Genomic DNA, 21177 nt, shown 5'->3' on the forward strand with positions numbered 1-21177 from the left:
GCGCGCCACGGGCTGCGCCTACCGGGCGCGGGGGCCGGGCTCATCGGGCTGACGGAGCGGGCCGAGCTGGCGGGAGGGCGGCTGGAGCACGGTGCGACCCCGGACGGTGAGTTCGTGGTGCGCGCGTGGCTACCGTGGCCGGTGGAGACGACTCGGGAGGATGCATGATCAGGCTGCTGATCGTCGACGACGACGCGATGGTGCGGGCGGGGCTGTCGATGATCCTGGGCGGCGTCGGCGACATCGAGATCGTGGCCGAGGCCGGCGACGGGTCCGAGGTGCCGCCGCTGGTGGCCGAGCATCGGCCCGATGTCGTGCTGATGGACATCCGCATGCCCGGCGTCGATGGGCTGACCGCCACCGAGGCGCTGCGCCGCACGTCCTCGCCGCCCGAGGTGGTGGTGCTGACCACGTTCCACGCCGACGCGCAGGTGCTGCGGGCGCTGCGGGCTGGGGCGGCCGGGTTCCTGCTGAAGGACATCGCGCCCGGCGACCTGGTGCAGGCCATCAGGAAGGTGGCCGCGGGCGAGCCGATCCTCTCGCCCGCGGTGACGCGCCAGCTCATCACGCACGTGTCCGACGGCGGGGCGGGGGAGCGCACCGAACGGGCCAGGAAGCTGCTCGGCCGGCTCAGCGAGCGGGAGCGGGAGGTGGCGCTGGCCGTGGGGAGGGGCAAGTCGAACGCAGAGATCGCACGCGAGCTCTACATGAGCGTGCCCACGGTCAAGGCGCACGTCTCGCGAATCCTCACCAAGCTCGGCCTCAACAACCGGGTCCAGGTCGCGCTGCTGGTCTACGACGCTGGTACGTAGTCACCTGGCCAGCAGCTCCTCGATCGTGGCCCGGTGCAGCACCAGGTCGTCGGGGTCGTCCGGCGCCGGCTGCTCGCCGAAGTGGATCCGGCGCTGCCACACCCTGGCCATGACGATGCCGTGCCGGAGGGCGGCGTACATCTCGTAGAAATCCATGTCGCGGGGCTCGTACCCCGTTAATTCCCAATATTTTCGGCAAACGTCGTCGCAGCGCATGAAGTCGGGCATACCGGGAAAGCCTGCGGCGACCGTGAGGTCCTGGAAGAAGCGGTGCAGGAAGATCATCCAGGACAGGTCCAGCTCGCGCGGTCCCACGGCGGCCATCTCCCAGTCGAGCACGGCGACCGGCGTGAAGTCCCTGAACATCATGTTCCCGATCCTGGCGTCGCCCCAGCACAGAACATCCGGCCCGGGCTTGTCCGGCCAGTGCGGCTCCAGCCACCGGAAGGCCCGCTCCAACAGCGGGATCCGCCGCTCGCCGTGCGCCCACTCATAGTAGTCGCGCTGTGCCTCCACGTGCGCACGCAGCCCCGCCTGCCCGAGCGGGGCCAGCTCCTCGGTCGTGAACCGGGTCTGGTGCAGCGCCGCCAGGACCGCCACGCAGGCGTCCTGCAGCCTGCGCTGGTTCGCCGGCGCCGCGTCCAGCAGCCAGCTCCCGAACGTGTACGGCATCACGTCCGGCGGCACCTCGCCGTCCTCGCGCTCCATGACCAGGAACGGCGTGCCGAGATGATCGGGGTCCGGTTCGAACCAGAGGGCCCTGGGCGCTGGAATCCCAGCTTTTTCCCTGGCCAGACGCATGATCCCGAACTGTGTCCGCAGGTCATACGAGGGGAACACCGGAACGGCTTCCACCGCAGGTGCGAGCCTGGCTACGCAGCGCGTTCTTCCGTCACTCCCGGCGGCGGTGAAGAACAGCGTCTCGCTCGACATGCCGTTCTCGGACGGCCGGGACACTTCGGACACCGAAGCGCTCTCGCCGACTCTGCCGCGCAGCCAGACGGCCAGGCGTTCGCGCAGCTCTTCGAGGTCGCGGGTGGAGGTGCGGATCTCTTCTGTCACAGTCGGCCTCCCGGGTGAGCGCCTGCTCCGGCTCAGTCGTATACCCCCAACCAAGCGCTCGTCCAGACATAGGTGACCGTTACGGTCAGGTACGCGGCAGCCGTACCCTTGTCTGAAAGGGCATGTCACGAAGGGACAAGTGGGATGAGTTCAGCGGGTGAAGGCCTGTCTCGCCCGCTTCCCGAGCAGGTGCGGCTAAATGTCGTGGATCTGGCGTCTCAGGTCCTCGGGACGATGCCTGCTGTCTCCATACCTCCGCCGTTGCGCGGGATCGCCAAATTCGACCCTCGTAAGCGCGCCAAGCTCGGCAGCGCTCCCATCGCGGCGCAGCTCGAGAACGACAAGAAGTTCCGCGAGCTGGTGGCCGAGTCCGTGGCCGCCGGCTGGCCTGAGCTGGTCGCCTCGCTGGCCGAGGGAAACGTGCCGCCCGCCGCCGACCCCGTGCTCGTGGCGGCGGCCGCGTACCTCACCCGGCCGCCCGGCTGGGCCGAGATGATCGAGATCGCCCGCACAGACCTGGAGCAGTCCGCGGTGGCGGCAGAGGGGTCGGAGCGCGAGGAGGCGGTCGCCCGGCTGCGTGAGCAGCTCGCCGCGCAGAAAAGCGCCGCCAAGGAGGAGGCCGACCGGCTGCGAGAGCAGATCAGGGCGGCCCGGGCGGAGAACTCCGACCTGCGGCGCAAGCTCCACGACGCCCGCGAGCGGGCCAAGGGCGCGGTCCGTCACGCCGAGGAGATGGAGCATGCGGCGGAGGAGGCCAGGTCGGCCGCCTCCGCCTCCTCCGCCGCGGGCGATTCCGAGCTGCGACGGCTGCGCGAGCGCCTGGCCGACGTGGAGAAACAGCTGGAGGCCTCGCGGCGGGCCGCCCGTGAGGGCAGGAGCATCGAGGACTCCCGCATCAGGGTGCTGCTGGACGCGCTGCAGGACGCCTCCGCCGGGCTGCGCAGGGAGCTGGCCCTGCCCACGACGATCACCCGGCCCGCCGACTCGGTCGCCGCGATCACCGGCGAGCGGCCCGGCGTACGCGGCGTTCCCGCACGCGCCCTCGCCGACGACGACCCGCAGCTCCTCGACCAGCTCCTGGCCCTGCCGCAGGTCCACCTGATCATCGACGGTTACAACGTGACCAAGACCGGCTACGGCACGCTCACCCTGGCCGACCAGCGCAACCGGCTGATGACCGGGCTCGGCGGGCTGGTGGCGCAGACCAGGGTCGAAGTGACCGTGGTGTTCGACGGGGCCGAACTCAACGCCCCCGTGCAGGTGGTGGCGCCGCGGGGGGTACGGGTGCTGTTCAGCGACCCCGGGGAGATCGCCGACGACCTGATCCGTCAACTCGTCCGCGCCGAGCCGCCCGGCCGGGCCATCGCCGTGGTGTCGTCGGACCGCGAGGTGGCCGAATCCGTCAGGCGGATGGGAGCCAGACCCGTTCAGTCTGGATTGCTGCTGCGCAGGCTGGGCCGGGCCTAGATTACGGACCGGCTGGGACGGCCCTCCATCACGATTTGCTACGTTTAGGTGAGACCTCACCCGCCACTTCTGTACTATTTCGCCCCAGATATCATCCCTGGGAGGCGACACAGTGAGGTTTGGCAGGGTGCCGGTGGCCGCGGGTCTCGCGCTCGGGCTGGTCCTGTCCCCTATAGGCGCTGCCGCCGCTGATCCCAAACCCACACTCCGGCAGGCCAAGGCCAAGCTTGAAAAGCTCAACGACAAGGCCGACAAGGTCGTCGACCAGTTCAACACGGCCACGGAGCGCTACAAGAAGGCCAAGAGCGCTTATACCAAGCTGAACGACAGCTACAAGCGCAAGCTGGCGACCGTCGCGGACCTGCGTTCCCAGGTGATAGGCATGGCCGTCGACAGCTACAAGTACGGCACCGACCTGACCTCCTTGCCCGGGCTGATCAGCACGGACAACCCCCAGGCCCTGCTGACGGGGCTGACGCTGGCCGGGCAGATATCGAAGGAGCGGGCGGAGAAGCTGGCCGCGTTCGATCGTGAGAACCGCGGGCTGAAGGTCGAGCGTGACAATGCGCAGAAGGCACTGGAGGCCGCGGACAGGGAGCGGGACGGGGTCGAGAAGGAACGCTCGGAGATCATGAAGCTGATCAACGAGCAGAAGAAGCTGCTGAGGAAGCTGGGCGCCTACAATCCCGGCAACCCGAACAGCGTCGGCATCAAGTACTCGGGCCCGGCCTCGGGCAACGCCGCCGCCGTCCTGCGCTTCGCCTTCGCTCAGGTAGGCAAGCCGTACATTTACGGCGGGACCGGTCCGGGAGGCTACGACTGCTCAGGCCTGACCCAGGCGTCATGGCGCGCCGGCGGCGTGTCGTTGCCGCGTACGACGTGGCAACAGTGGGCGTGGGGGGCCAACCGCAGGGTCTCCTTGGACGACCTCCAGCCGGGGGACCTCATCTTCAGCTCGAGCTTGGGCCACGTCGTGATGTACGCCGGCAACGGGGACATTGTCCACGCGCCCCAAACCGGCGACGTGGTCAAGGTCGTCAAGCTCTCCTCCTACGGCAACTCTCTCCTGGGCGCCATCCGCCCGTAGGGCGCCATTTCTGAGAGTTCCCGAGTACAGGGGCTGGGTTTCCGTCGTCTGAGGCGCGTCTCCTGGCGCTGGGCCAGCGATCGACTGCGCGCGTCTCCTCTACCGCATCAGCCTGCGCGGCACCGTGGAGGTCTACGACATCGCCATCGCCCAGAGCACCCAGCACTCCGACGCCCACCTGCCCGGCGTCGAGGAATGCCTCGTGCTCACCCACGGACGCGTCAGCACCGGCCCGACCGATTCCCCCACCGACCTGGCCGAAGGTGATTCCATCCGGTTCAATGCCGCTCGCCCGCACCTGTACCGAGGTCACGCCGCGGACAATCGCGCTGTCCTTCTCATGGTGCACCCGGAGAGCTGACCAGAGCATCGGCAGGACAAAAGGCCACCATCTTGGGTGACTCGAAGTAGTCAGCCGTGTGAGGTAGGTAAGGCGGGCGCGTACTTGCCCCAACAGTATTCAGGGGTCTTCAGCCATGTCAGGTGCACTGCCTCGGTAGGAGCGGTCTTCGTGCATTCGAGGCATCAGACGCAACACATTGCGAGATCGCGCGGTCAGCGCTGAATGGCCGTGAGGAAGTCTCCGGGGGCTCACGTGACTTCGCGACCTTCAAGCCTCTGACCAGCTACATCGCTTGATCGACCTAAGGCATCGCTCATGCTGGCGTGCGTTGTTGGTGGAGGCGGCGCACGTCGTCGCACGTCGCGGCGCTCTGCCGCCTTCCCTGCGCCGGGCCGGCGAGGCGTTGTGCGGTGGGCCCGGCGCAACGTGTACGGCGGCCGGGGTGGAGCTCGTCGTGCGGGATGCTGTGGCTGAACGATCATTCGAAGCGCTTCTACGATGCAGCGTCGTTAATGTCGGCCAGGGCAGCCGGAGACGAGCCGGTCCACGGCGGGAACGCTCCCACGCATGAGCGTCGTGTGGGGCATCGCAACAAATGTGAAAAAGGCGACAATTACGGCCTGACAAACGCAGGCGAAACGAAGTGTGAGCAGTGTCACATTTCGATAAAGGAGCCTGGGGTTCCAGCAGGGATTTCCGCTCTTACAGCACCCTTTATCTGATCTTTACAGCCCATGTCTCACTTTGCTGATTCTTGACGGTTCGGCGTAGCTTCGGGCGTCGTCGCGGCGAACAAGCCATGTCCTCCGCGAACCCGCATCGGTCTCTCCCGATGTGAGACAGATAAAGATCCGCTGGTCGCCGCCCATATGCGCATATCAACATCTTGATCGGGCGGTGGCCTGCCGAGTCCGTGCAGCCAGGAGGCACGGAGCCGGGGACCCAGCGATCCCAGTTCCCCAGGGATCAGGGGTGAATCGGCGCGCAGATCGCGCCGTAGGGCTACTTCCAGGCCCGAATCCGTCAGCTAACCCGGTAGGCATTCGTGGAAGACTCAAGGAGAAATCCTGTCTACCTCCCCGCAGAACCCCCGTCTGTCCCGCCTTGCCCTGAGTGGCGTAGCGCTCACGATGACCGTGACGGCCGGAGGTCTGGTCCTCCATGCCCCAACGGCGCAAGCGGCGGCGAGCGCGTCGGATTCGACGGCCAAGGCGGCCACAGCCGCCCGAACCTCGAAGTCGGCCAGGGCCGCAGCGCTCAGGGCAGTCAAGATCGCTCGGCAGAAGTCCAAGGCCCGCAAGGCCGTCTCCGCGGCCAAGCACCAGATCGGTGACCCGTACCGCTACGGAGGCACAGGTCCTGGTTCGTTCGACTGCTCCGGCCTCGTCCAGTACGCCTGGAAGAAGGCTGGGGTGAAGATCCCGCGCGTGACGAGCAGCCAGTTCGTCCGCATCAAGAGCAAGGTCTCCTGGCGGAATCTCCAGCCTGGTGACCTGCTGTTCTTCAACGGGCTCGGCCACGTGGGCATGTACGTCGGCAAGGGCAAGATGATCCACTCGCCGCGGACAGGCGAACGGGTGCGCATCGACAAGCTGGGCACATGGCGTAAGTCGTCCTTCGTGGGCGCGGTCCGTCCCGGCCTGTGACCAAGCCCCGCCCGAACCCGTTTCGGGCGGGGCTCGTCCTCTTTTGCTGAGGTCCCTTTTATATTTGTTACGGCGGAGCACGTGCGGCGCCACCCGCCGCACGTGGCTGAGGGCCTCCAGGGAGACGCTCGCTGACCCGCACGGGGTTGGCCGCCGCAACGGCGCACGTTGGACCGCACAACCCTTGACCGCCGGGACGCAGGGGAGGGCGGCTGCCTCCCACCCCACACCTCGCCACACCCCTGGCTTCGCGCCGCTCGACACCGCGCCACACGGCTTCATATCTCTGGCTTCGCGCCGCGCGGCTTCACATGGCGCGACCCTGGCCGTTGGTCAACGGGCCTCGGCGTTTGGCTGGCGACCCGCGTTCGGCGGCGCATGACGGGCGGCTGATGGCCCGTGTCGAGTCCGGTGCGTGTCCCAATGGTCCCCGGGCATGACGGCGCGGCCCACCGATCATCAGAGGCCCGTCGATCCAGACCCCGGCGCCCGCTGGTCCGGAGCGCGGTGCGGCCAAGGTGCCCCCTGCGGGGCGGCTACGATCGGGCATCGTGTCTGGGTGGGTGAGTCAACGGGTCGCGGTGGTCTCCATCGTGCTCCTCGCCGTCGCTTCCGCCGGCGCCCCCACCCCCGATTCGCCGATCCTTCCGCAGGAGGCTCGCCACCTGTGGAGTGATGGTGCGGTCGTCGTCGGCGGAGCGCGGTCCGTAGTCGTCGGACACCACGCCCCATCCGGTGAGCTCCGCGAACTCGCGCGCAGGGCCGACGCGGCCGGGCGGCGGGTCTCGGACGTGCTCGGCCGGCCAGTACGACCGCTGATCGTCGTTCCCGGCTCCGCCGCCGAAGCGGCCGGGCTGGCTGGGTTGGACGGGGCGGGAGAGGTCGACGGGCTGGCCGCGGTGGCCGACGGCGGGCGGGTGATCGTCGTCCCCGAGTTCTTCGCCAAGCTCAACTCCACCGGCAAGGACGTCGTACTCACCCATGAGCTCACCCACGTCGTGGCGGGCACCGACCGACTGCCCGTCTGGCTCTACGAGGGGTTCGCCGACTACGTCGGCTACCGCGACTCCGGGCTGCCCGTGAGGACCGCCGCCGCTGAGCTCGCCGCCGAGGTGCGGTCCGGCCGGTTGCCGGGTGAGTTGCCCGGACCTGCCGCTTTCGCCGCCGACGGGCGGGACCCCCTACGGCTCGCCAGGGCGTACCAGGAGGCCTGGCTGGCGTGTCGCTTCCTCGCTGACCGGTTCGGTGAGGGGACGCTGGTGAGGCTCTACCGTGAGGCCCGGTCAGTCGGCGTCGATCAGGCACTCGCCGCGCTGGGGCTCTCCGCGGCGACGCTGACCGCACGGTGGCGCGACTATGTGCGAGACCAGCTCGCGTAAAGGGGGAGGCAGATGGACGAACAGCGAGATACGGACGGAGCAGCGCAGCAAGGCGGGGAGATAGGGGGCGCGGTCCCCGCCCTGGGCGCCGAGCCGACCGGCAACGGGGTGACGCAGCCGAAGGAATCGCAGGGGAACGTCAAGGGGGCGGGTGTGTCCGTGAACGGGGACGGGCCGCGCCAAACCGCGGACGGGCGGCGGCTGAGGCGGCAGGCGGCGGTGGCGGCCGTGCTGCTCGGCCTGGTCATCCTGGCCGTGGCCGCCTTCAGCACCCCCTGGCACCTTCTGGCCGCCGGAGCGCCCGACCCCGCGCGCGACTTCACCGCCGCGCAGATCGCCAGGAGCAAGTCGTTCGACGCGGCCACCAGCCTGCCGAGCTACCTGTCTCTGGCGCTCACGCTTGTCTTCGCCGGGCTGCTCATGGCCACCCCGTTCGGCGCGAAGGTGGTGGGCTGGCTCAAGGGCCCCTGGTGGGTACGGGTGGTGCTCGGCGTCGTCGTCATCACCGCCATCATCGAGCTGGTCAGGCTGCCGCTCGGCATCTGGTTCGAGACGTTGCTGCGCGGCTACGGCCTGTCCACCCAGGACTGGGGGTCCTGGATCGGCGACCGGCTCAAGAACATCGGCGTGGAGACGTTCCTGCTCTGCCTCATGCTGCTGGTGCTCATGGCGCTGGCCCGCAGGTTCAAGCGCTGGTGGATCCCGGCCGCCGTCGGGGCGTTCCTGCTGACGGTGGCGATGTCGTTCATCTATCCGGTGGTGTTCGAGCCGCTGTTCAACGACTTCACGCCCATGCAGCAGGGCCAGCTCCGCACGGACCTGCTCGCCATGGCCCAGCGCGACGGCGTGCCCGTCGAGGACGTGCTGGTCGCCGATGCCTCGCGCAGGACAACGGCGCTCAACGCGTATGTGTCCGGCTTCGGCGCCACGCGCAGGATCGTCGTCTACGACACGCTGCTCAAGGCCCCGCCGCAGGAGGTCGAGCTGGTCGTGGCGCACGAGCTGGGCCACGCCAAGTACAACGACGTCCTCTACGGCACGTTCATCGGCGCCCTCGCCGCCGCTCTGGGCGCGATCCTGCTGTTCCTGGTGTTCGACCTGGTACGCCGCCGCACCGGCGTCACCTCGATCGGCGACCCGCGCGCGGTCGGCGTGATCATGGGCCTGATGACCATCGGCTCACTGATCATGGGCCCCGCCCAGAACCTGATCAGTCGCCACATCGAGGCCAGGGCCGACCTGCACGCGCTCGACCTCACGCACGATCCGGCCACGTTCATAGCCATGCAGAAACGCCTGGCCGTAACCAACGTTTCCGACTTGTCGCCGGATGCGGTGGAATATGTGCTCTATGCCTCCCATCCCTCCAGCCCCGAGCGCATCGCCATGGCCCGTGCATGGGGCAAGCTGAACGGCGTCCCAGTGCAGTGACAGGCGCCGCGACCAAGGTGCTCATCGTCACGAACGACTTCCCGCCCAGACCGGGCGGCATCCAGTCGTTCGTGCACGGCCTCGCGCTGCGAACGCCGGGCGTGGCCGTGTACGCGCCCGCCTGGCCGGGCTGCGAGGAGTTCGACGAGCGCCAGCCGTACCCGATCGTGCGACATCCGACGCGGCTCATGTTGCCGACCCCGGCCGTCGCACGCAGGGCGGCCCGGCTGGTGGCCGAGCACGGAGCGCAGACCGTGGTGTTCGGGGCGGCGGCGCCGCTCGGGCTGCTCGCGCCGCGCCTGCGCAGTGTGGGCGCGCGGCGCGTGGTGATGCTCACGCACGGCCACGAGGCCTCGTGGGCGAGCGCGCCGGGCTTCCGCGCGGCGCTGCGCAGGATCGGTGAGCACGCCGACGTGGTGACCTACCTGGGCGAGTACACGCGTCGACGCCTGGCCGCCGTCATCCCTCCTGACAAGCTGGTACGGCTCGCGCCCGGCGTGGACGTCGACCAGTTCCACCCCGGCGCGCCCAAGGCCGAGCTGGGCCTGGACGGCAGGCCGGTGGTCGTCTGCGTGTCGCGGCTGGTGCCGAGGAAGGGCCAGGACCAGCTCATCAGGGCCTGGCCCGAGGTGCTGCGGGCGGTGCCGGACGCGGTGCTGCTGCTCGTGGGTGGCGGTCCCCACCGCAGGACCCTGGAACGGCTGGCGGCGGGGCAGGAGTCGATCAGGTTCACCGGCACGGTGCCCGCGGCCGGCCTGCCCGGTTACTACGCCGCCGCCGACGTGTTCGCGATGCCCTGCCGTACCCGGTGGAAGGGGGTGGACGTGGAGGGGCTCGGGATCGTGTTCCTGGAGGCGTCCGCCACCGGGCTGCCGGTGGTGGCGGGCGCGTCCGGCGGGGCCCCCGACGCCGTGCGCTCCGGCGATACGGGGCTGGTCGTGGACGGCGAGGACGTGGGCGAGGTGGCCCAGGCGATCGTCGAGCTGCTGACCGACCCCGATAAAGCTCGCAAGATGGGCGCGGGCGGGCGCGACTGGATCACCCGCGAATGGACGTGGGAACACGTGGCCGCCCGCTTCCACACCCTCCTCTAGCCTTTGGTGGCCCCCAGCGTCAGACCGGCGACGAACTGCTTGTGCAGCATCTGGAAGATGATCAGCGTGGGCAGGGCCACCAGCACCGACCCGGCGGCCAGCAGGTTGTAGTCGGTGAAGAACTGGCCGCGCAGGTTGTTCAGCGCCGAGGTGACCGGCAGCTTGTCGCCCGACGACATCAGCACCAGCGCCCACAGGAAGTCGTTGTACATCCAGGTGAACTGCAGCGTGGACAGCGCCGCCAGCACCGGACGGCACAGCGGCAGCGTCAGCCGCCAGTACCGCTTCCACACTGAGGCCCCGTCCACCAGCGCCGCCTCGCTGATCTCCTCGGGGATCGTGCGCATGAAGTTCGACATGACGAACACGCAGAAGCCGAACTGGAACGCCACGTGGATCAGGATCAGCCCCAGGTAGGAGTCATAGAGCGACTGCGAGTCCGACAGCCAGGCGGGCAGCGGGACGAGGGTGTAGAGGGTGTAGAGCGGGGTGATGAGGACCTGTGGCGGCAGCAGGTTCCCGGCGGTGAACACGATCAGCAGCGCCTTGCGCCCGGGAATGCGCAGCCGCGCGATGGCGAACGCCGTGAACGACGCCAGGAACAACGTGATCAACACGCCCGGGACGACAATGATCAACGTGTTCAGATAGTAGTGGGGCAGCTCGGCCTGGCTCCACGCCCGCCCGTAGTAGTCGAGCGTGATGTGCTCGGGCAGCGAGAAGTACCCCAGACGGGCGGTCTCCTCGTACGGGCGCAGCGACGCGTAGACGGCCAGGGCGAGCGGCAGCAACCAGCCCAGGGCCACCAGCGTCAGGAAGGCGTGCAGCAGGATCCGCAGCGGGCGCACCGCGCGCCGGGAGGGCGCGCGGTGCGCCTGGGCCGGGGGAGCGGCGGCCGGAGCCGTGAGCGTCATCGTTCCTCCCCGGACCTGTTCGCCGGCGTCATCGTTCCTCCCTGAACATCTGCGACAGATAGGTGACGATGAACCCCAGCGAGATCACCAGCAGGATCACCGCGATCGCCGAGCCGAACCCGATCCTGCTGGCCTCGCCCACGATGTTCTCCGTGACCAGCACGGACAGCAGCTCCAGCCCGTTCCTGCCCTTGTTGATGGCGTAGACGATGTCGAAGGCCCGCAGCGCCTCGATCACCGTGATGACCAGAACGATCACGTTCACGGGCCGCAGCGTCGGGAACACCACGCGGAAGAACGCCTGCCGCTCGCTGGCCCCGTCGATCGCCGCCGCCTCCTTCAGCGCCGGATCGACGGCCTTCAGCCCGGCCAGATAGATGATCATCACGTAGCCGACGTGCCGCCACCCGGCCGCGATCATGACGACCCAGATGTTGATCGAGCTGTCCCCCAGCCAGTCCACGGTCAGCCCGGTCACCGCGTTCAGCACGCCGTAGTCGGAGGAGTAGACGAGCTGCGCGATGAAGCCCACGACGGCCAGCGACAGCACGACCGGCGTGTAGAGCGCGCTCTGGTAGACGCGTGACAGCCGTAGCCGCCGGTCCAGCAGTACCGCGCAGAACAGCCCGAACGGCGTCGCGATCAGCCCCAGGAAGCCCAGCCACAGCAAGTTGTTGCGGACGGCCGACCAGAACGGCGGGTACTCGGCCGCCAGGTCGTGGTAGTTCTGTCCGCCTATCCACTCGATCGGCCCGATGCCGTTCCAGTCGGTGGCGGAGAGCCCGACGGAGGCCAGCGTGGGCCCCCAGATGAGGCCCACGTTGACGACGATGGCCACCCCCAGCCCGATGACCAGGATGGTCACGTCGCGGGCGGAGTAGCGACGGGTCTTGATCGCCATCAGCGGAAGATGTTGGCCTTCTGCTTCTCGATGCTCACCAGTAAGGAGTCGACCTCGTTCGGCTTGCTCACGAACGACTGCAGCGACGGGATCATCACGGTGGAGGCGAAGTCCGGCCGCGTGTCGCGGTCGAGGAACTGCGCGATGTGCGTGGCCTTCGACACCAGCTCGGCGCCCCGCTTCTGCAAGGCGCTGTAACCCGAGGTGTCGGCCTTGGAACTGGCGGCCAGCGTGCCGGGGTCGAGCTTGGTGGCGATGTTCTGCGAGGAGGCCAGGGCGAGGTGCTTGAGCAGGGCCTTGGCGCCGTCCACGTTCTTGGCCTTGGCGGAGATCATGTAGCCGTCGATGGGCGCGTCGATCGAGTCGGTCCCGTACGACGGGTTGATCTGGGGGAAGGTGAAGAAGTCGATGTCGTCGCGGTCGGCCTCGGGGAACTGCTGCGCGACGAACATGCCGAGCAGGTACATCCCGGTCTTCTTCTGCGCCAGCGACTGCCCGGCCTCCTGCCACGTACGGCCGAGCGCGGCGGGCTGGTGATACTCCATCAGCCCTCGCCAGGTGTCGAAGACCTGCTTGACCCGCGGGTCGGTCCACGACTCCTTGCCGCCCATGAGCGAGATGTGGAAGTCGTAGCCGTTCGTCCGCATGTTGAGGATGTCGAACGTGCCCATCGCCGGCCAGCCGTCCTTGTCGGCGAACGCGATCGGGATGAGCCCGTCGGCCTTCATCTTCCTGGCCAGCGCGGTGAGCTCGTCCAGCGTGGCCGGCGGCTCGTACCCCTTCTCCTGCCAGAGGCTCTTGCGGTAGAAGACCGCCCAGGGATAGTACGTGGCCGGCACGAAGTACTGCTTGCCGTCGGTCCCGGTCGACTGGTCCTTGAACGCCTGCGTGTAGTCGCCGCCGATCTCACGCCACACATCCGAAATGTCGGTCGCGAGCCCCTGCTCGGCGAAGAACTGCATGCGGTAGCCCGCGAACCAGGTGAACACGTCGTCGGGCGTGCCGCGGAGATAGCGGTTGATGTTCTCCTGGAACGTGTTGTGGTCCACCGTGTTGATCTTGACTGCGGCCTGCGTGAAGGCCTTGATCTGGGTCTCCAGGGACTTCTTCGGGATCTCGTCCGAGGCGTTGGAGCCGATCGTGACCGTGCCCAGCTTCCCCGCGGACTTGCCGCCGGCCGGGGCGGGAGTGCTGCTCGAGCCGCACCCGACGAGCGCGGCGGGCACTCCGAACGCGGCGGCTCCGAGCAGGAGATTGCGGCGGGAGATCGGCAGACGTTGGGCCATGATGGTTCCTCCTAGCCGGACCCTCAGATTCCCCCGAGTTCGCTCACCTTCTTTCAGCGAAAACCCAACATTTCTAAATGTCAACGCACGTTTTCATGACGAATCGCCGTGTGACTATGTGGTCGGGGCGGTCGGCGCACGTCATGCCACCTGTGGTGAGCCGCTGTTCGGGGGCGTCATCGTGTCGGAACCTGTTGGGTTATGTGACGTGCCAATCATCCGTTGGCGGACATGAGAAGAGCGGGCCCGTATGGCAGACGGGCCCGCTCTCTGGCTTGGGGTTAGTTGACGTCGAGCTTGCGCTGGATGGCGATGAGGATTTCCATCATCTGCATCTGGGACCCCTGCATGGTCTTGATATCGCCCTGCACGGTCTTCATGTCCCCTTGCATGGCCGTCATGGAGGCTTCCAGGGCGTCGAACCTTGCGTCCACCTCGGCGAACTTCTTCTCCACCTTGGCGTCGAGGGCCTTGACGCGGTTGTCTACACCGTTGATCCGCTCGGTGAGCTGCTGCCCCATCTCCATCTGGTCTGCCCGGATTTTGATCAGCTCGTTGGGGATCTTGGTGCCGAACTCGAGGCCGGCTTCCTTGATACTCACGTTGGGCTCCCTTACCTTGGAGCAAGGGACCGGGGATGTATAGGATCTCCGGTCCCGTTTCTTTGCATCGAGGATACCCAGCGGGTGGCCGACCACAAGCCGAAATCGAAAGGAAATTCCCCTGGTCAGACGGCTTGTGGGGGCATAAATCCGAAATCATCCGCCAATATCGTGGCGGCTATTCTTCGTGAGCGAACACGGCTTTTTCAGACCGCACCGGACAATCTGTCGTACTGATTATCGGTCAGCTTGACCGAAAGTGCGGCCACATTCTCCTCAAGGTGCGTGATCGAGGACGTACCGGGAATCGGGATCACCGTGGGGGAGCGGCGCAGGAGCCAGGCCAGTGACGCCTGTGCGGGCGTGACGCCGATCTCGGCCGCCACCTCGGCCAGCGGGCTCCCCGGACCGGCGTGGGAGCCCGCGGCGATGGGGAAGAACGGCAGGAACGCGATCCCGTGCTCGGCCGCGTGGTCCACCACGGGGTCGTGCTCGCGGGCGGCCAGGTTGTACATGTTCTGGACGCTCGCGATCGGCGTGATCTCCGACGCCTGGCGCAGTTCGTCCACGCTCACCTCCGACAGGCCGATGTGGCGTACCTTGCCCTCGTCCCTGAGCTGCTTGAGCGCCCCGATCTGGTCGTCGAGCGGGTAGCCGGGGTCGATCCGGTGGAGCTGCAGCAGGTCGATCCGCTCCACCCGCAGCCGCCGCAGGGCCAGCTCCGCCTGCTGGCGCAGGTAGGCGGGGTGGCCGTGGGTCACCCATTCGGTGGGCGAAGGACGTACCACGCCGACCTTGGTGGCCACCGTGACGTCGCCCCGGTACGGGTGCAGCGCATCGGCGATCAGCTCCTCGTTGGCGCCCAAGGCGTAGGCGTCGGCCGTGTCGATCAGATCGACGCCCAGCTCCACGGCCCTGCGCAAGAGTGCGATGGCGCCCGCGCGGTCGGCGGGGGCGCGCCAAATGTGCGCTTCCATGGCGGAACGGGCGGGCTCGGGGCCGTCGGCCAGGCGCATCGCCCCGTATCCGATCCTGCTTACGGGGAGGTCGCCGCCAAGGGAAAAGGTTTTGCGAGGAATTTCTGTCATGGCCGCCACGCTAGAAGCTCACACAGATGTGAGATTCAAGTGGCTGTGAGGAGTGTCACATGAAGATCGGAGCGCTGTCCCGCGAGACGGGGGTCAGCCCGAGGCTTCTGCGCTACTACGAGGAGCAGGGGCTGCTGACCTCGTACCGCGGGGAGGGCGGTCACCGCCGTTACGGCGACGACGCTCCCGTCGTGGTGCGACGCATCCGGACCCTCCTCGCCGCCGGGCTGCCGACGAAGGTCATCAGGGACGTGCTGCCGTGCGCGTCGGGGTCAGGGGACGTGCTCGACGCCTGCACGCTCGGACATCTGCAGGGGCGGCTCACGAGCCTGGACGAGCAGCTCACCGAGCTGCAGGCAACCAGGGACACGCTCGCCGCCATCCTCGCGGCGACCGCTCTCACGGCCGCCGCCTGAACCTCTATTACTTCCCGTCGTAGAGCTCTTCGATCTCCTTGGCGAAGTCGCGCATGACCAGGTTGCGCTTGACCTTCAGCGTGGGCGTCAGGTGCCCGCTCTCCTCGGTGATGTCGCCGTCCAGGAGCAGGAACTTCTTGATCTGCTCGGCCTTCGACACCTGCAGGTTCGCCCGGTCCACCGCCGCCTGGACGTCCGCCAGTACCGCGGGGTCCTTGCGCAGCTCCGCCACGGAGGCCCCGGCGGGCAGGGCCTCGGGATCGAGTGTGATCAGGGCGGCGACGAAGGGCCGCCCGTCGCCGACGATCATGGCCTGGGAGATCAGCGGGTGGGCACGCAGCGCGTCCTCCAGCGGGCCGGGGGCGACGTTCTTGCCCGCCGCGGTCACCAGGATCTCCTTCTTGCGGCCCGTGATCTTCAGGTAGCCGTCGGCGTCCAGCTCCCCGATGTCGCCCGTGTGGAACCAGCCGTCGGCATCGATCACGTCGGCGGTGGCCTCGTCGTTCTTCCAGTAGCCCTGGAAGACGTTCCTGCCCTTGGCCAGGATCTCGCCGTCGTCGGCGATGCGCAGGGTCACGCCGGGCAGCGGCTTGCCGACGGTGCCGATCTTGTTGGCGTACGGCATGTTGACCGAGCACGGCGCGGTGGTCTCCGTCAGGCCGTACCCCTCGAAGACCTCGATGCGGGCGCCCCTGAAGAAGTGGCCGAGCCGCTCGCCGAGCGCGCCGCCGCCGGAGACCGCGGCCGAGAGGCGGCCGCCCGTGGCCGCGCGGAGCTTGGCGTACACCAGCCGGTCGAACAGCGCGTGCTTCAGCCGGAGCGCGAGCGGCGCGCCGGCGTCGGAGGCGCGGCTCCAGGCCACCGCCACTTCAACGGCGCTGGCGAAGATCTTGCCCTTGCCGCCCGCGATGGCCTTCTGCTCGGCGCCGTTGTAGACCTTCTCGAACACGCGCGGCACGCCCAGCAGGAACGTGGGCTTGAAGTCCTGCAGGTCGGGGGCGACGTTCTTCATGTTCGGGGTGTGCGCGATGATCGCGCCCGCCTCGAGCAGCACGACCTGGATGATCCGCGCGAAGATGTGCGCCAGCGGCAGGAACAGCAGGGCCGCCGGATCCTTGCTGCTGAACAGCGGCTCCAGCGGGCCGCGCAGCACATTGAGCGCGGTGAAGAGCAGGTTGTCGTGGGTGATGCCGCAGCCCTTGGGCCGTCCGGTGGTGCCCGAGGTGTAGACGACCGTGGCGAGGTCTGTGGAGACCACCTGCTCGCGCCGCTGGTCCACGTCGGCGTCGGAGACGTCGCCCGTGTCCAGGGCGCCGTCGATCCGCCAGACCGCCTTCAGCTCGGGCGCGGCCTCCCTGACGGTCTCCTCGTGCGTGTCCAGCTCGACGAACGCCGCCTTGGCCTCGCTGTCGGACAGGATCCACCGGACCTGCTCGACCGACGACGTCTCGTAGATCGGCACGGTGACCGCCCCGACCGTCCAGACGGCGTAGTCGATCAGCGTCCACTCGTACCGGGTACGGGACATCAGCGCGACCCTGTCGCCGTGCGAGATCCCCGCCGCGATCAGCCCCTTGGCCACCTCGACCACCTGGTCACGGAACTCGGCCGCGGTGACCACCGGCCATCCCCCGCTGGTCTTGCGGCGCATCACCACGGTGCCCGGCTCCTGCTCGGCCCGCCGGAAGACGGTGTCGGACAGGCTGGCGGAAGCAGGCACATCGACCAGGACGGGAACGCTGTACTCGCGCACGGATCAAACTCCTCTTCGGGGACCGCCTGGACGTTACCGCGTCATGTTACGGACGGGTAGGTCTCAACGGTCACGCTAGCAGCCGTACTCACTCAATGGTGGGCAGCGTTCAGCGGTCCGCCACAGGTAGCGGGGTGTGTGTCTAGGATTTGCCCCATGAAGGTCCATGTCGTCAGCGATGTCCACGGGAGAGCCGACGCGCTGGCCAGGGCGGGCGACGGCGCGGACGCGCTGATCTGCCTGGGCGACCTGATCCTCTTCATCGACTACGACGACCACGCGCAGGGCATCTTCCCCGCCCTGTTCGGCGCCGAGCAGGCCGCGGAGTTCATCGCGCTGCGCACGGCCAAGCGGTTCGACGAGGCCAGGACCATGTCGGCGCGCCTGTGGGCCACGCTCGACGGCGACCCGCGCGAGCACATCGAGCGCCACGTGCGCTCCCAGTACGAGACGCTCTTCGCCGTCATGCCCACCCCGGCGTACCTCACGTACGGCAACGTGGACCTGCCGCGCCTGTGGGCCGACTACCTCAGGCCCGGCCTCCATGTGCTCGACGGGGAAGTGGCGGAGATCGGCGGCCTGCGGTTCGGGTTCGTGGGCGGCGGGCTCAAGACGCCTTACCGCACGCCGTACGAGATCGGCGACGAGGAGTACGCGGCCAAGGTCGAGGCGGTCGGCGAGGTCGACGTGCTGTGCTGTCACATCCCGCCGGCCGTGCCCGAGCTGCTCTACGACGTCGTGGCCAGGAGGTTCGAGCGTGGCAGCGAGGCCACGCTGGAGGCGATCAAGCGCACACAGCCGCGCTACGCCCTGTTCGGCCACGTCCACAACCCGCTCCACGTACGCACCCGCATCGGCCGCACTGAATGCGTGAATGTGGGCCATTTTCGCGGAAAGGGCGTTCCCTTCGTCCTCGAGTGGTGACCGCGCCAGGCCCTCGTCGAGCGCTCCACCGCAAGTAGCGGATTCTGCACTACGGTGGTCGCATGGCTGATCGCACCACTTCGAGCACCACCATCAGCGCAGGCCGGCCCGAGGTCATGGCGGTCATCGCGGACTTCCCCTCGTACCCGGAATGGGCCGGGCAGGTCAAGAGCGCCGAGGTCGTCACCACTGACGGCGACGGCAGGCCGGAGACGGTGCGGTTCGTCCTCGACGCCGGGGTGATCAGCGACACGTACACCCTCGGCTACACCTGGCAGGGCGACGACGGCGTGAGCTGGAAGGTGGCCGAGCCGGGGAAGATGGTCTCCGATCTGCGCGGGAGTTACCGGCTCGCCGAGACGGGCAGTGGCACCGATGTGACGTACGAGCTCACGGTCGATCTCAGCGTGCCCATGATCGGCCTGATCAAGCGCAAGGCGGAGAAGGTGATCGTGGACACCGCGCTCAAGGGGCTCAAGAAGCGCGTCGAGGGCCGCTGAGTTGAGCCCCCGGGTCCTGCTCTTCACCGGAAAGGGCGGCGTCGGCAAGACCACGGCCGCCGCCGCCACAGCCACGCTCGCCGCCAAACGCGGACTCAAGACGCTGATCGTCTCGACCGACACCGCGCACTCGCTGGCCGACGCGCTCGCCGTCGAGCCCGGCGAGATCGCGCCGGGCCTCCACCTCCACCAGGTCGACACCCAGAAGTCGCTCGAGCGCCACTGGGGCGAGCTGCAGCAGTACGCCAAGGGGGTGCTGAGCGAGCTGGGCCTCGACGAGATCACCTCCGAGGAGATCACCGTGCTGCCTGGCGCCGAGGAGGTCATCGCCCTGCTCGAGCTGCGCGAGCACGCCCGCGAGGGCCGCTGGGACGTGATCGTGGTCGACTGCGCGCCCACCGCCGAGACGCTGCGGCTGCTGGCCCTGCCGGAGGCGCTCGACTGGCACGTCAGCAGGCTCCTGCCGGTCGGCCGCAAGCTCGTGAAGCTCGTCTCGCCGTTCGTGCGCACCGTGGCCCACGTCAGTGCGCCCGGCGAGGAGGTCATGAGCGCGGGCGAGCGCCTGCACCGCGGACTCATGGAGGTGCGCGAGCTGCTCACCGGCGACCACGCCTCCGTGCGGCTGGTGCTCACGCCGGAGTCCGTGGTGCTCGCCGAGGCCAGGCGCACCCTCACCTCACTCAGTCTGTACGGCTACCGCGTCGACGCCGTCATCGCCAACCGGGTCTTCCCCTCCGGCGGTGCCGACGAGTGGCGCGCCCAGTGGGCGGCGGCGCAGTCCAGGCTGCTGACCGAGGCGGAGCAGTCGTTCGCGCCGCTGCCCATCCACGTCGTCCCCTACCTGCCCGCCGAGCCCGTCGGCAGGGAAACGCTGGCCTCGGTGGGCGAGGCGATGTACGGCGAGTCCGACCCGTTCGCCGCCCACGCCGTCGAGCCGCCGCTGCGGATGAGCGCGGACGATCTGGAGCTCGCCCTGCCCGGCGCCGACCGCGACGACGTCGACCTGGCCCGCAAGGGCGACGAGCTGATCATCACGGCGGGGCCGTACCGGAGGATCCTGGCGTTGCCCGCGGCGCTGGCCCGAAGGAAGATCAGCGGAGCCGCGCTCCGAGACGGCGTACTGCGGGTAGGTTTCAGCCCGGGGAGCGAATCCGCGACCTGACGAGTTGAGGAGGATGAGCGACCCCATACGCAGGGAGGGCCCCATGACCGAGAGCAACAACAGCAACGACCGAGACCCGATAGGGACGGTCGCCGACGAGGCACGCAAACTGTTCGAGTCGATCCAGGGGCGGGCCACCCGCCAGGTCGGCAAGAGCGTGTTCAACTCGTTCACCGGCGGCGGTCGCAGGGAGCGGGACGTGTGGGAGGAGGCCGTGTCCGAGCCCCACGACGAGTACATCTGCCGCGCCTGCCCGTGGTGCCGGGCCATCGCGGCGCAGCGTGAGTCGGGCGGCGACGTGACCGGGCACCTGATGGCCGCGGGCGGCGAGCTGTTCGCCGCGGTCCGCGGCGCGTTCGACGCGTTGAGCAGGCCCGCCCCCCGCAGGCCGAGCGACGACCGCGATCGCCGGGACCGTCACGACGACGTGGAACACATAGATCTGGGATAGGGAGAAACGGGGCAATGCTCACGATCGGTGTCGACATCGGCGGGACCAAGGTGGCCGCCGGTGTGGTCGACGACAAGGGCCAGATCGTCGCACACACGCTCAGGCCCACCGCCGCCGACCGCCCCGACGTGGTGGCCGAGACGGTGGCCGACGTCGTTCGCGAGCTGAGCGCGGGCCGGGACATCGAGGCCGTCGGGGTCGGCGCGGCCGGGTTCGTCGACGAGACCCGCTCCATGGTGCGCTTCGCCCCCAACCTCGCCTGGCGCGAGGAGCCGCTGCAGAAGAAGATCAGCGGCCTCGTCGGTCTGCCGGTCGTGATCGAGAACGACGCCAACGCCATGGCCTGGGGCGAGACCAGGTTCGGCGCCGGGCGGGGCCAGTCCCACGTGGTCTGCATCACGCTCGGCACCGGCATCGGCGGCGGCCTGGTCTTCGACGGCGTTCTCTACCGCGGCCGCTGGGGCATGGGCGCCGAGCTGGGCCACATGCAGGTCCTCCCCGGAGGGCGGCAGTGCGGCTGCGGCAACGTCGGCTGCTGGGAGCAGTACGCCAGTGGCCAGGGCCTCGTCAAGGACGCCAGGGAGATCGCCGACGCGCACCCGGAGCAGGCGAAGATCCTGCTCGGGCTGGCCGACGGCAAGATCGAGGGCGAGGAGGTGACCGAGGCCGCGCGCCTGGGCGACGAGGCCTCGCTGGCCGCGTTCGCCAGCCTGGCCGACTGGCTCGGCCAGGGCATGGCCGACCTGGCCGGAGTCCTCGACCCCGGCTGCTTCATCGTGGGAGGCGGCGTCTCCCGCGCCGCCGACCTGTTCATCGACCGGGCCCGCCAGGCCTTCGCCGAGCGGCTCACCGGTCACGG

21 protein-coding genes, 1 pseudogene and 1 riboswitch are annotated in these 21177 nt (G+C 68.6%); of the genes and pseudogenes, 15 read left to right on the forward strand and 7 right to left on the reverse strand.

What is annotated here, in order from left to right; all coding sequences use genetic code 11:
- Positions 1-168, forward strand: a pseudogene (locus AB0J09_RS26695) (sensor histidine kinase); the annotation flags it as partial.
- Positions 165-812 carry a response regulator transcription factor gene (locus AB0J09_RS26700; protein ID WP_360696523.1) on the forward strand — a complete coding sequence of 216 codons (648 nt, stop codon included), beginning with the start codon at positions 165-167 and terminating at the stop codon, positions 810-812. The pseudogene AB0J09_RS26695 and the gene AB0J09_RS26700, both read left to right, overlap by 4 nt.
- Here the strand turns inward: AB0J09_RS26700 and AB0J09_RS26705 are convergent, their stop codons facing one another.
- On the reverse strand, positions 813-1874 hold the full coding sequence (locus tag AB0J09_RS26705) for a phosphotransferase family protein (RefSeq protein ID WP_360696526.1): 1062 nt from the start codon (positions 1872-1874) through the stop codon (positions 813-815).
- A gap of 204 nt (positions 1875-2078) precedes the next feature.
- Between AB0J09_RS26705 and AB0J09_RS26710 the strand changes: the two genes are divergently transcribed.
- The 7 genes from AB0J09_RS26710 (at position 2079) to AB0J09_RS26740 (ending at position 10321) form a co-directional block, all read left to right on the forward strand.
- Complete coding sequence (locus tag AB0J09_RS26710) at positions 2079-3341, forward strand: NYN domain-containing protein (protein ID WP_360696529.1); 1263 nt, start codon at positions 2079-2081, stop codon at positions 3339-3341.
- Between the two features lie 112 nt (positions 3342-3453).
- A complete protein-coding gene (locus AB0J09_RS26715) occupies positions 3454-4428 on the forward strand; it encodes an NlpC/P60 family protein (protein WP_360696532.1) in 975 nt (324 codons plus the stop codon).
- Positions 4429-4552: 124 nt separating this feature from the next.
- On the forward strand, positions 4553-4789 hold the full coding sequence (locus tag AB0J09_RS26720) for a cupin domain-containing protein (RefSeq protein WP_360696535.1): 237 nt from the start codon (positions 4553-4555) through the stop codon (positions 4787-4789).
- Positions 4790-5664: 875 nt separating this feature from the next.
- Positions 5665-5828: riboswitch (cyclic di-AMP (ydaO/yuaA leader) on the forward strand.
- Positions 5829-5901: 73 nt separating this feature from the next.
- Complete coding sequence (locus tag AB0J09_RS26725) at positions 5902-6417, forward strand: C40 family peptidase (protein WP_360696538.1); 516 nt, start codon at positions 5902-5904, stop codon at positions 6415-6417.
- 551 nt (positions 6418-6968) lie between these two features.
- On the forward strand, positions 6969-7796 hold the full coding sequence (locus tag AB0J09_RS26730) for a hypothetical protein (RefSeq protein WP_360696541.1): 828 nt from the start codon (positions 6969-6971) through the stop codon (positions 7794-7796).
- Positions 7797-7808: 12 nt separating this feature from the next.
- Complete coding sequence (locus tag AB0J09_RS26735; RefSeq protein ID WP_360696543.1) at positions 7809-9227, forward strand: M48 family metallopeptidase; 1419 nt, start codon at positions 7809-7811, stop codon at positions 9225-9227.
- The gene (locus AB0J09_RS26740) at positions 9224-10321 is read left to right on the forward strand and encodes a glycosyltransferase family 4 protein (RefSeq protein ID WP_360696546.1); all 1098 of its coding nucleotides are present in this window, start codon (positions 9224-9226) and stop codon (positions 10319-10321) included. Before AB0J09_RS26735 ends, AB0J09_RS26740 begins: the two co-directional genes overlap by 4 nt.
- On the opposite strand, the gene AB0J09_RS26745 is transcribed toward AB0J09_RS26740, so the two are convergent.
- The 5 genes from AB0J09_RS26745 to AB0J09_RS26765 form a co-directional block, all read right to left on the reverse strand.
- Positions 10318-11235, reverse strand: a complete 918-nt coding sequence (locus AB0J09_RS26745) for a carbohydrate ABC transporter permease (protein WP_360696549.1) — start codon at positions 11233-11235, stop codon at positions 10318-10320. The two genes, AB0J09_RS26740 and AB0J09_RS26745, sit on opposite strands and share 4 nt — an antisense overlap.
- A gap of 28 nt (positions 11236-11263) precedes the next feature.
- Positions 11264-12136: a sugar ABC transporter permease gene (locus AB0J09_RS26750; RefSeq protein ID WP_360696552.1), complete on the reverse strand. Its 873-nt coding sequence runs from the start codon at positions 12134-12136 to the stop codon at positions 11264-11266.
- Positions 12136-13422: an ABC transporter substrate-binding protein gene (locus tag AB0J09_RS26755; RefSeq protein WP_360696556.1), complete on the reverse strand. Its 1287-nt coding sequence runs from the start codon at positions 13420-13422 to the stop codon at positions 12136-12138. The genes AB0J09_RS26750 and AB0J09_RS26755 overlap by 1 nt, the downstream gene beginning before the upstream one ends.
- Positions 13423-13703: 281 nt before the next feature.
- Positions 13704-14024, reverse strand: coding sequence for a hypothetical protein (locus tag AB0J09_RS26760; protein ID WP_360696559.1), 321 nt, complete (start codon positions 14022-14024; stop codon positions 13704-13706).
- 206 nt (positions 14025-14230) lie between these two features.
- A complete protein-coding gene (locus AB0J09_RS26765; RefSeq protein ID WP_360696562.1) occupies positions 14231-15112 on the reverse strand; it encodes an aldo/keto reductase in 882 nt (293 codons plus the stop codon).
- 59 nt (positions 15113-15171) lie between these two features.
- Here AB0J09_RS26765 and AB0J09_RS26770 point away from each other — a divergent pair, with 59 nt between their 5' ends.
- A complete protein-coding gene (locus tag AB0J09_RS26770; RefSeq protein ID WP_360696565.1) occupies positions 15172-15528 on the forward strand; it encodes a MerR family transcriptional regulator in 357 nt (118 codons plus the stop codon).
- Positions 15529-15535: 7 nt separating this feature from the next.
- Here the strand turns inward: AB0J09_RS26770 and AB0J09_RS26775 are convergent, their stop codons facing one another.
- Positions 15536-17281 carry an AMP-dependent synthetase/ligase gene (locus tag AB0J09_RS26775; protein WP_360696568.1) on the reverse strand — a complete coding sequence of 582 codons (1746 nt, stop codon included), beginning with the start codon at positions 17279-17281 and terminating at the stop codon, positions 15536-15538.
- A gap of 156 nt (positions 17282-17437) precedes the next feature.
- On the opposite strand from AB0J09_RS26775, the gene AB0J09_RS26780 reads away from it, so the two are divergent.
- The 5 genes from AB0J09_RS26780 to AB0J09_RS26800 form a co-directional block, all read left to right on the forward strand.
- The gene (locus tag AB0J09_RS26780; protein WP_360696571.1) at positions 17438-18205 is read left to right on the forward strand and encodes a metallophosphoesterase; all 768 of its coding nucleotides are present in this window, start codon (positions 17438-17440) and stop codon (positions 18203-18205) included.
- Between the two features lie 62 nt (positions 18206-18267).
- Entirely contained in the window at positions 18268-18705 is a 438-nt protein-coding gene (locus AB0J09_RS26785; RefSeq protein WP_360696574.1) for an SRPBCC family protein, read from the forward strand.
- Between the two features lies 1 nt (position 18706).
- Positions 18707-19867, forward strand: a complete 1161-nt coding sequence (locus AB0J09_RS26790) for an ArsA family ATPase (RefSeq protein ID WP_360696577.1) — start codon at positions 18707-18709, stop codon at positions 19865-19867.
- A gap of 43 nt (positions 19868-19910) precedes the next feature.
- Positions 19911-20318 carry a DUF5304 family protein gene (locus tag AB0J09_RS26795; protein WP_360696580.1) on the forward strand — a complete coding sequence of 136 codons (408 nt, stop codon included), beginning with the start codon at positions 19911-19913 and terminating at the stop codon, positions 20316-20318.
- Between the two features lie 14 nt (positions 20319-20332).
- Positions 20333-21177, forward strand: an 845-nt coding sequence (locus AB0J09_RS26800; RefSeq protein WP_360696583.1) for an ROK family glucokinase, incomplete at its 3' end; no start/stop codon positions are given.

The organism is Nonomuraea sp. NPDC049784, from assembly GCF_040659615.1.
Classification (GTDB): Bacteria; Actinomycetota; Actinomycetes; order Streptosporangiales; family Streptosporangiaceae; genus Nonomuraea.